Here is a 10,011-nt window from a genome sequence, read left to right as displayed (position 1 = left end):
GCCAAGCCGCATGATCGACTGAAACCTTTGCGGGCCTGCCTGCCGGCAGGTCTTCGAGGTCCCCCAGGGACGTGGTTCCGATGATGTCGTGGTCAGGACTGATGCCGGCTTTGCCGAGCACGCCTACGAGATGGACACATCGGAATTGCACCGAACCCGCATCTTGATGGCAGCCCTCGCGCTGACCACGAACCGAAGCATGAACCCGGGTGATCTCGCAGAAGAGAAGACGGCGCCAGCAGTGCGGATCGAAACCATGGAAAACTATACCCGCAGTCCGGCGGTCGATCTCGTGCGGCCGAAACCGCTTGACCGGAACGGCCCCGTTACCGAAGTCCTGACCCTAGGCTCCTTTCACCTTAGCAGCGGACGAGAAAGCCCATCATACCCCCAAATTGGGGTGCCCACTTTTAGCTAAGAAATCCAGAAATATAGCTACTTATGGGGGGTGACGCTGACTAATTCATTAGCATAATCGGTGACATTCTTCATGGGGTTGTCGTCGTTCTGTCTCAGTCGACCCCACTGGTTAGTTTGCGATATCAATTCTCATTGACTGCAATACAAGGGCCAAAAGATGGATACTGAGATTTCGAACCAATGCCCGCAAGATAGTCATCTACTGATTATTGATGACCAACCTTTGAGACGTGCGCAATTGTCACAGTTTCTCGAGGGTTTTGCGAAACGACACGATATGCGAATTGAAGAATACTCCCCTGCTGAGGTTATGAGAGCGGGCCAGGCGATGTGCGGCAGGATGAGTATCTTAAGTGTCGGCGGTCAGAACGCGCGCGGAAGATACTTCGATGACTTGGCAACATTGGCGCAATCCGATCCGGTGCGTCGGACCGTTGTATTGGCGGAAGACACAAGCGTTAGCTTTGTTAGAGCATCGCTCCGTGCAGGAGCTCACGGGGTGATACCGACCGCGACCCATCCCGAGGTCGCTATTCACGCTCTTGAGTTCATCCTACGCGGCGGCATCTACGTTCCGCCAAAGGTTTTGGATGAAATGACACCGCCGCTTGTGCCGTTGCACCACGTAGGCGCGGCGGAAGTCGGCAGTACGACTCAAACTCAGTCAACTGTTCGCGGCGCTCAGGCGCCAAGCACTCAGGGGCCAAGCAACGGAAAGCCCAAGTCAGCGGTGAGTTGCGATCCGGCTCGTGGCGTGCGCGACCTTACCGATGAGCGCGGATTAACACCGAGGCAGCGGGCCGTGCTTCTTTGCCTTGTGGAAGCGAAGTCGAACAAGGAAATTGCTCGCTGTCTCAACACTACCGAAGCGACAGTAAAGCTTCATGTTCGGCAAATCATGCGAAAGCTGGATGTTAAGAACCGGACCGAGGCGGCACTCTTCGCCACGAAACTGTTGAATGACGCCGGCGAGCATAATGACCTAGCCGGTGATAACAGTGATCAGAAGTACAAGAATCCGTCGATACCGATCCAGAAGACATCTACTTCGAAACTTGCCAGCGTAAGGAACCCGGGATCGATTTCGCGTGGAGAGGGTCAAGCTAGTAGAGCGCCTAAGCCATCACCTGTTCTACCTCAAGACACTCGTCGCCGGCCAGATCGGGTCGCGACCTAATCAGATAAATGCGTCTTTCGGAAAGCAACTTGTGGCCCTCCTGTAAGTCGGACATTCTAAGGCGGGCGCGTTCCATCGGAGCTTGTTAGACTCCGAAATTCTTTCTATCGAAAGTGTTATCTGGTGTAACGCAATATATCTTCCGGCTATGAGTGAGGATCGCGAGGGCTATTTATTTTTCCGAGATCCCCAAGCATTGTTCTCTCGCCGCATCGCGCGTTAGCAGCATTAGGGGAACAATTATGCTTACGAATAAATTTTACAAAGTTGGCAACTTCCTAGCCAGATCTAACTGGACTGACGACGCAATCGATCGCGCCACTGACCTGCTGGGAAATATCGCGGACAAGCTTGGAAAGTTACTCTCGAAATTCAGCGAGCCTTATGAAACTGATCTGGGCATGGAACTGGGAGGTTCGGCCGAAGCTATTGGCACAGACACGGTTACGACCGCGGACCTCAAGGCGTCAATGGTTGACACGGAACATTCCAAAATCGGGGTCGGCTTCGCGCAGTTCACGGCCGCTGCATCCGGTGGTGCTTCTTTCGCAACAACGGACGCATATTGCGACATCAGTAGCGCTGACTTCGTGTTCACGTCGAAGACTACCCATTCGGGAGAAAATTGGGAAACAACGACGCAAAAAGTCATTGCTATCGATTTGGACTACTTCGAATTTGCAAGTCCGATCGTCATCGATACTGACCGTACGTGGTCATTCGATACGACCTGCGACGTGGTGGAAGGAAATGTCGCGACCGCTTATTTCGATGTGAAGCTCGAATCCGAAGATACGCTGTCGGATGTCTGGCTGGATGCCTTAGCGGTAGAAAACGCATACTCCGGTTCATCAATCGACGCCACAATGGTAATCGGCTAACAAATTGCGGTTCTGAAGACGTGGTATCCTTTTCGTCCATGCCAAATGATTATACCACGTTCGCGCGAGGATCGACGTGGCCCACAGGGTATATATTGAACGTCACAACGACGTTAGGGAGGTGAACATGGATATCGCACAAACGATGAGTTCTTGGTGGCAAGCGGTTCGGGACAGAACTGAACCGATCGAGTGGCCGAACGACGAGGGAGTCGACGTGTTCGAGTTCGTCGAGGAAGTTGAGCAGGGTCCAGTAAGGTTGAACTCCTCAACCTTCATCGACCTCAGTGAGCAAAGCGCCGAGACTTCCGGGTCAGGGACATACACCTTCGGTGTCGATCGTTCCGGCGAAGTCTGGAACTTCCAGACAGGTCTTGATCTTAATGGGTCGGATGGTGGGAAATTAAACATGTTCAGTGAGATCGAAATGGATCTCACGCCGGGTGCCCGTGCAATTTCGGCAAGCCTACACATTTCTTCGAGGTCTGATGGGCGAGACGCAAGTGATACCCCGTCCGGACCGGTTTCTTTCTCAACTGGTTTTGATTTCGACTATCTCTGATGAAGCATCTTTGGCGTAATATTGGTGGTGCTCCATCCTCATTTGCGCGCGCTACTATTTGCGCTAGATTATTTGGAATTCGGTGGGTTCTGGAGCGAAGTGAGCTCGTATAAAATGGGCTGCTATCTTTTGGGTTTGTTTCCTTTTTCCAGTTGAATGAGCGTCGGTATCGTTCAATTGTAGAAGTGCGCCAAGCGTAAATAGGCGCATATTGCAACAAGGAGATAGTCATGTCTTGGAACTTCTATCATGATCCCGACGTCGATTTTGACAAGGATATCGAGATCGACATTGATGTTGATCTTGATTTCGACTCATTCGTCGATGTTGAAACCTACGTTGACCTGGACGTGGATGTCTATTCCGATCCGCACGTTGACGGAAATACGGCATCGATTGCATTTGAGGTCGAGGCTGTCGGTATCGACACAGTAACCGACATTACCTTTACGAACCTCGCGATCGAGAACACGATGTCGTCCACGTCGGGTACGGCAATCGCGGTCGTGGGATAATGTTACTTGTGGGCGGCCTTATGGTCGCCCCCTTTTACTCCGACGTTGAAATTTCTAAAACCGTTCTGCGACTGTTCTCGGTACCCGGAAGCGTCAGATTTTTCGAGTTCTTTGTCTGATACGATCATATTGCGCATGCGCTGCGCGTCGTATCGCGCCTGCTCGCAAATCATATTCTCAAAATGGAGGTTCTCATGGATGAAATCGGTACGGAAGGCTCCGATTTTCTTTATATCCGGCAGCCGGGAGCATTCAATGTCTACGGGTTGGGCGGCGATGACACTTTGCGCGTGTACGTTTCACGGCGCTCGCAGGCCAACGACCTTGGGGACCTTCTCGACGGTGGCGAGGGCAATGATACGATTCTTTCGGCAGGCACCGATGATACAGCGATCGGTGGCGCCGGCGCTGACCTGGTCCGCGGAGATGACGGCGACGACGTTCTGTACGGCGACGCCGCGCGCGGAACTTTTGAAGACCCAACAGACGAAAACAACGGCGATGGTGCGGATACGCTCGACGGCGGTGACGGCGACGACAGCATGGATGGTGCGGGCGGGAACGACGTGCTGATTGGCGGCAGCGGCAACGATGTCATTCGAGGAGGCAGCGGCAACGACACGATCAGCGGCGGCACCGGCAACGATGTCATCTACGGTGGCGACGGAAGTGACACGCTGATTACGGGCAGCGGTAATCACTCCGTCTCGGGCGGCGCCGGTGAAGACCAGATCGTAGCATCGGGCGGTATAGACCTCATCTTTGGGGGTGCAGGAAGCGACACGATAACTGCCGGCGGCGGTAATGATTCCGTTAGCGGCGACGATGGGGCTGACAGCATCATTCTTTCAGCCGGCGACGACCTCGCATTCGGGGGAAGTGGGGCGGACACCGTCGCTGGTGGCGACGGAGCCGACGTAATTCTCGGCGAAGGCGATGGAGACATGCTCAGCGGTGGCGCGGGCGATGACGAACTGCGCGGTGGCTTAGGTGATGATCTCCTAAATGGCGGGTCGGGGGCGGATATTCTCGTCGGCGACAATGGTAGCGGTGGCGACGAAGGGTTCGACATCGTGACTTACGGGTCAGCCGGGGGCGCCGTCCAAGTCCAACTTGCCGATGGCTTGGTGACCAACGGCGGCGGTGCAGCCCAGGGCGATGTCTTCGTCGAGATCAATGGTGCGATCGGTAGCAGCTTTGGCGACCTGCTTGTCGGTGGCGCGGGCGAACAGAGTTTTTTCGGCGGCGCCGGGAGCGATACGATCGGTGGAGGAGCCGGTGATGATTTCTTGGACGGCGGAGCTGGCGCTGACACTCTGGACGGCGGCGCGGGGTTGGATGCGATCAGTTACACGAATTCCTCTAGTGCAGTGGGGGTCGCCCTAAGTTCAGCGGGAGCCACGAGCGGAAGTGGCGGCGATGCGGCCGGGGACATCATCGTGAATGTCGAGGCCGTCGAGGGGAGTGATTTTAACGATCAGTTGATCGGTCTTGGCGGCGATCAGCAACTGATTTCCGGACTGGGAAACGACCTGCTGCGAGGCGGGGCAGGCGACGACCTACTCGTCGGCAATGGGGGAACAAACAACCTTTTCGGAGAAGACGGGTTCGACTTCTTTGTGAGCCTTACTGGAACAAATGTCGTTCGGGATTTCGAGTTCGGGATTGACACCATTTTTATTCCAGCGGGCTCGGCATTGAGGCTATTGCCTAACGTTTTTCCGGGTAGCTTCGCTCTCGAGGCAGCTAGCAATGAACAAACTGTCTATGTCGACCTGAGAACGGCGGATCAGGCTCAGGCGGTGGCGCGCATCAATGCGATGGATATTGCCGCGATCGGCGACCCGAACGATTTCCTCGTGTAAGGCGCGCCTGGGATGTCACGGGATCGCTCAAGTTCTCGCGGGTCGATCCTCGCGGAGGCTCTTCGGCACAGCCGGGGAGCCTTCGTGACGGTCGGGTTCTTCAGCATGGTGATCAACGTGCTGATGCTCGCCGCGCCGCTCTACATGCTTCAGGTCTACGACCGGGTGTTGGGGAGCGGTCGGGTCGAGACCCTTATCATGCTCACGCTTATGCTTGGCGGCGCTCTGGCCGCCATGGCTTTGCTCGACACCCTGCGTCAATCGCTCACCGTTCGCCTCGGGGCGTGGTTCACGGGCGCGCTTGGTCCGGACATGCTCGACATCGGAATGCGAGCGCGGCTCGACGGCAGTTCGGCAGGAGGGCAGGGGCTGCGTGACCTCAGTCAGATCCAGTCGTTCGTCGCCACGCAAGGCATGATAGCCTTCTTCGATTTCCCTTGGACGCCGGTCTTCATCGGCGTGATCTGGGTTCTGCACCCGCTTCTCGGAACCATCGCGCTCGCCGCGGCGCTCATACTGCTGTCGCTCAGCATTGCGAACGAAGTGGCCACGCGCGGGCTATTGCATCGAGCGAATGCCAGCCAGATCGAGGGCCACAAGTTGGCCGAGAGCGCAATCGACCATGCCGAGGTCGTGCGGGCGATGGGCATGGCCGGGGCCATGACGACCCGGTGGCAGGCACGCAACACAATCACACAGTCGAATCTCACTGCGGCGAGCGAACGGAGCGGGTATTTTACCGGTTTCGTGAAGTTCATCAGGCTCTTCGCTCAGAGCCTCGTGCTCGGGGCCGGGGCTTGGCTGGTTCTTCGCGGCGAAGCGACGCCCGGCGTCATGATCGCGGGCTCAATCTTGCTGGGCCGCGCTCTTGCGCCTGTCGATATGGCCATGGCCGCCTGGAAGAATTTCTCTTCGGCCCGCCTGGCATACGGTCGGCTGAAATTGCTTGTGGAGGCTTTTCCTCCGGAACCGGCCAGCATGGAACTTCCGACGCCGCGCGGCCGGCTCACCGTTCAGGACCTGACAGTGCATGGACCGACCGGAGCGGTCCTGAAACGGGTGAGCTTCGATATCCAGCCCGGAGAAGTCGTGGCGGTGATTGGCCCCTCGGCTGCTGGGAAAAGCACCCTGTGTCGCAGCATCGTAGGACTGGCGCGGCCAACGGCTGGAACGGTGTCGCTCGACGGTGTGCGGATCCAGCACTGGGGCGCCGAAGCCCTCGGATCGCACATTGGCTTTCTTCCGCAGGATGTCGGGCTGTTTGCGGGCACAATCCGCGAGAATATCGCTCGCATGGCCGACGCCGAGGACGCTGAAGTTATCGAGGCTGCAGATCGTGCTGGCGCCCACGAAATGATCTCCCAGCTGCCGCAAGGTTACGAGACCGAGCTCGGGGAACGAGGGGCCGGCCTCTCTGGCGGGCAGCGCCAGCGGGTGGCGCTTGCCCGGGCGGTATTCGGGGCGCCGGCTCTGATCGTTCTCGATGAGCCCAATGCGAACCTAGATCAAGCCGGCGAGGCCGCCTTGTCGAGCGCGATCCTCAATCTCAAGGAATGCGGCGCCGCGCTGCTGATCGTCGGCCACAGGCCGTCGACCCTCGCGCAAAGTGACAAGATCCTTTTGCTCAGGGCCGGTGTTGCGCAGGCGTTTGGGCCTCGCGCTGAAGTCCTCGGAAAGCTGCACGACGCGAAAGTCGCGAAGATAGGAAACGGCCGCACACAGGAGGTTGCCGCAGAGGATCGTCCTTCACCGGTATAGGAGGAGCTTTTTTGTGAAGCATTTTATGATGGTTCAAAGAGAAGACGAGATATGACGGTATCGAAGCCATTCGGAACCTCGTTGACGGAAAGGCCAGTGCGCAAAGGCGATACGGTCAAGCCGACCCCCGCACACGCGCTTCGTTCGGCAATGCGCGGACCGCGACGCGCCGGTTTCTTGGTCATCATCTTCTTCCTTGGCGGGTTCGGAGCATGGGGCGCTGTTGCACCATTGGCAGGTGGCGCTATCGCACACGGCCAGGTGAGCCCGGAAAGCGGCGTTCGGATCATACAGCATCTGAACGGTGGAATCGTCGATGAAGTGCATGTCCGCAATGGCGACCGCGTCAGGGCAGGAGACCTGCTCGTTTCGCTTGATGCATCCGACATTATCGCCCGGTACGAGGCATTGTCAGATCGCCGACTGACCCGTATTGCCGAACAGGCGCGCATCCAGGCGGAAGCATCCGGTGACGGTACCGTGACCGGTAACGCAGGACCGGAGGTGATGGGAGGCGGCGCACGCGCGGTGTTCTCGGCAGAACAGCAAGCGTTGGATGCGCGGCGGGAAACCCGGGCCGCACGGAAACGTATCCTCGCGCGGCAAGCGGCGCAGATTGCCGAAACAATCAAGGGTCATGAAGTGCAGGCTGAGAGCGCCGCGGAGCAGCTGCGCCTCATGCGAGAGGAAGTCGCGGACAAGGCGTCCCTGTTCTCTCGTGGCCTGTCCGCGAAATCCGAAGTCCTGAGGCTCAAACGCGCCATAGCGGAACTCGAGGGGCAACGCGGCAGTCATCTGACCGCCATCTCGGAGGCACGACAGAGATTGAGTGAGATGGAACTGGATCTCGCCGCCCGCGAGGCAGATCTCAGGGAGCAGAATGCCCTACGCGCTGCCGAAATACGAAACGAACTGGTCGAGCTAGAGGAAGATCTTTCGGCCCTCCAGGAGACTCTCGCGCGCACCAAAATCCGGACGCCCGTCGATGGTATCGCCGCCGGTCTTGAGCCGCTCGGGTTCGGTACAGTTATCGTCGCGGGCGAGCGGATCCTCGAGATCGTTCCCGAGCGCGACCGCCTGCTCGTAGAGGCGGAGATTTCGCCGAATGATATCGATACGGTCGAAGTTGGCTTGACGGCTCACGTCCATCTTCCAGCGTATTCCGGTCGGATGCTGCCCCGGATCGAAGGCCATGTGACTATGGTTTCAGCGGACACAAGGGTCTCGGAGGCTTCAAATCGTCCGTTTTATCCTATCCGGATTGAAGTGCCGTCGAGCGTGTTGTCGGAAACCGGCGTAGAACTGAGATCCGGCATGCTTGTCGAGGTCCTCGTGGTTACGCGCGAGCGGCCGGTTCTGTCCTATCTTGTCGAGCCAATCCTGAACCTGTTGCGCAAAGGTATGCGCGAGCTTTGACGCGGCCATTTCAGTTGAAATCCGATATCTCTGTGTTTCGTGCCGTCATGCGCCTCGTACAGGACTGCGGGGAGTGATCTATCGGTCGCGCCGCTCTTTAAGGCGGTCCCTCGCGATTCGAAGGCCCGGAGTTATGGCGGCAATGAACGCAACCAGCTCGGGCTGCCTGCGCGCACCGATCTTGAGGAATATCCGTTTGAGGTAGCCGCGTGCCGTTGTGACCTTGAGGTTCGCTTGCACTGCAATCTCGTTCACGGAAGCGCCGCGCTGAAGGGCTAGGGCAAGGCGGCATTCGGCGGGCGTCAGGCCGAAAGCGCTCAAAACGCTCTTGGTAATTTCGGGATCGACATCGGTAGAGCGTCCGAAACAAACTAAGACACAGCCAGGCTGGTCGAGAAGGGGAACGAAGGTAATGACTTCGGGATGCCCGAGGATTCCGATTGGCAATGCCACGGTACGGATCTCGTCCTCAGTGGTTACAGTAAGAATGGTGGCCTCAAGTTTTTGTGTGACCGTTTGGTATCGGCCAACCAATTCACCTGTTTGTATCGCAATGTTTGTGCTGCGGGCGAGAACTGAAACCGCAGCATCATTTTGGTAAATAACATTCCGAAGTTCGTCTATAAGAATGATCCCCTGATCTATTTGGTTCAATATCAAATCTTGAGGGCTTGGATTCGACCCCGTGGACTTCTGACGGCGAAATGCCTCGTATAGTACAAGCTGGGCCAGTTCGATTTTCCAAGATTGCTCCGTGTCATTCCTATGTCTGGCGAGCGCAATAAAGAGTGCTGAATTCGCTGCAAAGCTCAACATTCCGATCGTGCAATTTGTCCCACGAAACCAATTGATTGCCTTGCTTCCCGGGCCATTTCGTAAATTGCCGGTCTTGAGACCCGCTGACTGTACAAGGGCTTCTGCATCCGCATCCTCTAGTGTACGCCCCACTTCCGTCCTGAGCTCGGGAGCATGAAGAGAAGCGGCATGCTCGACCACGAGAATATCGTCGTACACGATATTGTCGCTCTCGAAACGGAGGCGGCCCACCGCTACCGACGATGAGGTCCCGGCCGAGAGCGCGGATGCACAATTGTGGAAGGCGAAGCTATTCGTTGAGGTTTCGGACAAGACTCCCCCCCCGGCGATCTACATTATCTCAAGATAAATAACCGCAAATATGAAGATAAGCCATTGATTTAAAAAGACCTTAACTGGGAAATGTGGCGTGATAATTTGGCTGATCCTACCTTCAGAATAAACTTAAGCGATACCGGCAGATCGCGTCAACGCTGTTTGGTTGTGCTGTGACCCCCGATTTTCCCTCCATCCGATGGTAGAGTCCGGCCCGCCTCGCGATCCGGATATTCATCTTCCGGGCATTCGCTATGATCCATGGCAGTGTCCCAATGCTTGGTGT

General features: G+C 56.8%; 8 protein-coding genes. 7 read left to right on the top strand and 1 reads right to left on the bottom strand.

Translation table 11 applies throughout. The annotated features are described in order from the left end of the window. Window positions 1-577 precede the first annotated feature (577 nt). From OCH239_RS22410 to OCH239_RS20370, 7 genes are all read left to right on the top strand, one after another. The gene (locus tag OCH239_RS22410; RefSeq protein WP_084782738.1) at window positions 578-1,597 is read left to right on the top strand and encodes a response regulator transcription factor; all 1,020 of its coding nucleotides are present in this window, start codon (window positions 578-580) and stop codon (window positions 1,595-1,597) included. Between the two features lie 242 nt (window positions 1,598-1,839). Next, on the top strand, window positions 1,840-2,478 hold the full coding sequence (locus OCH239_RS20395; RefSeq protein ID WP_037267107.1) for a hypothetical protein: 639 nt from the start codon (window positions 1,840-1,842) through the stop codon (window positions 2,476-2,478). Window positions 2,479-2,605: 127 nt separating this feature from the next. Next, on the top strand, window positions 2,606-3,040 hold the full coding sequence (locus tag OCH239_RS20390; RefSeq protein WP_037267105.1) for a hypothetical protein: 435 nt from the start codon (window positions 2,606-2,608) through the stop codon (window positions 3,038-3,040). A 230-nt stretch (window positions 3,041-3,270) separates the two neighbouring features. After that, a complete protein-coding gene (locus OCH239_RS20385; protein WP_037267103.1) occupies window positions 3,271-3,555 on the top strand; it encodes a hypothetical protein in 285 nt (94 codons plus the stop codon). A gap of 194 nt (window positions 3,556-3,749) precedes the next feature. After that, the gene (locus OCH239_RS20380; protein WP_037267101.1) at window positions 3,750-5,420 is read left to right on the top strand and encodes a calcium-binding protein; all 1,671 of its coding nucleotides are present in this window, start codon (window positions 3,750-3,752) and stop codon (window positions 5,418-5,420) included. A gap of 12 nt (window positions 5,421-5,432) precedes the next feature. Next, a complete protein-coding gene (locus OCH239_RS20375) occupies window positions 5,433-7,178 on the top strand; it encodes a type I secretion system permease/ATPase (protein ID WP_084782734.1) in 1,746 nt (581 codons plus the stop codon). 51 nt (window positions 7,179-7,229) lie between these two features. After that, complete coding sequence (locus OCH239_RS20370; RefSeq protein ID WP_051489679.1) at window positions 7,230-8,594, top strand: HlyD family type I secretion periplasmic adaptor subunit; 1,365 nt, start codon at window positions 7,230-7,232, stop codon at window positions 8,592-8,594. 78 nt (window positions 8,595-8,672) lie between these two features. Here the strand turns inward: OCH239_RS20370 and OCH239_RS20365 are convergent, their stop codons facing one another. Next, a complete protein-coding gene (locus OCH239_RS20365) occupies window positions 8,673-9,608 on the bottom strand; it encodes a helix-turn-helix transcriptional regulator (RefSeq protein WP_157578008.1) in 936 nt (311 codons plus the stop codon). Window positions 9,609-10,011 lie beyond the last annotated feature (403 nt).

The sequence above is a fragment of the Roseivivax halodurans JCM 10272 genome (assembly GCF_000521785.1).
In the GTDB taxonomy this organism is placed as follows: Bacteria; Pseudomonadota; Alphaproteobacteria; order Rhodobacterales; family Rhodobacteraceae; genus Roseivivax; species Roseivivax halodurans.
This window is presented reverse-complemented; position numbering and strand designations above follow the sequence as displayed.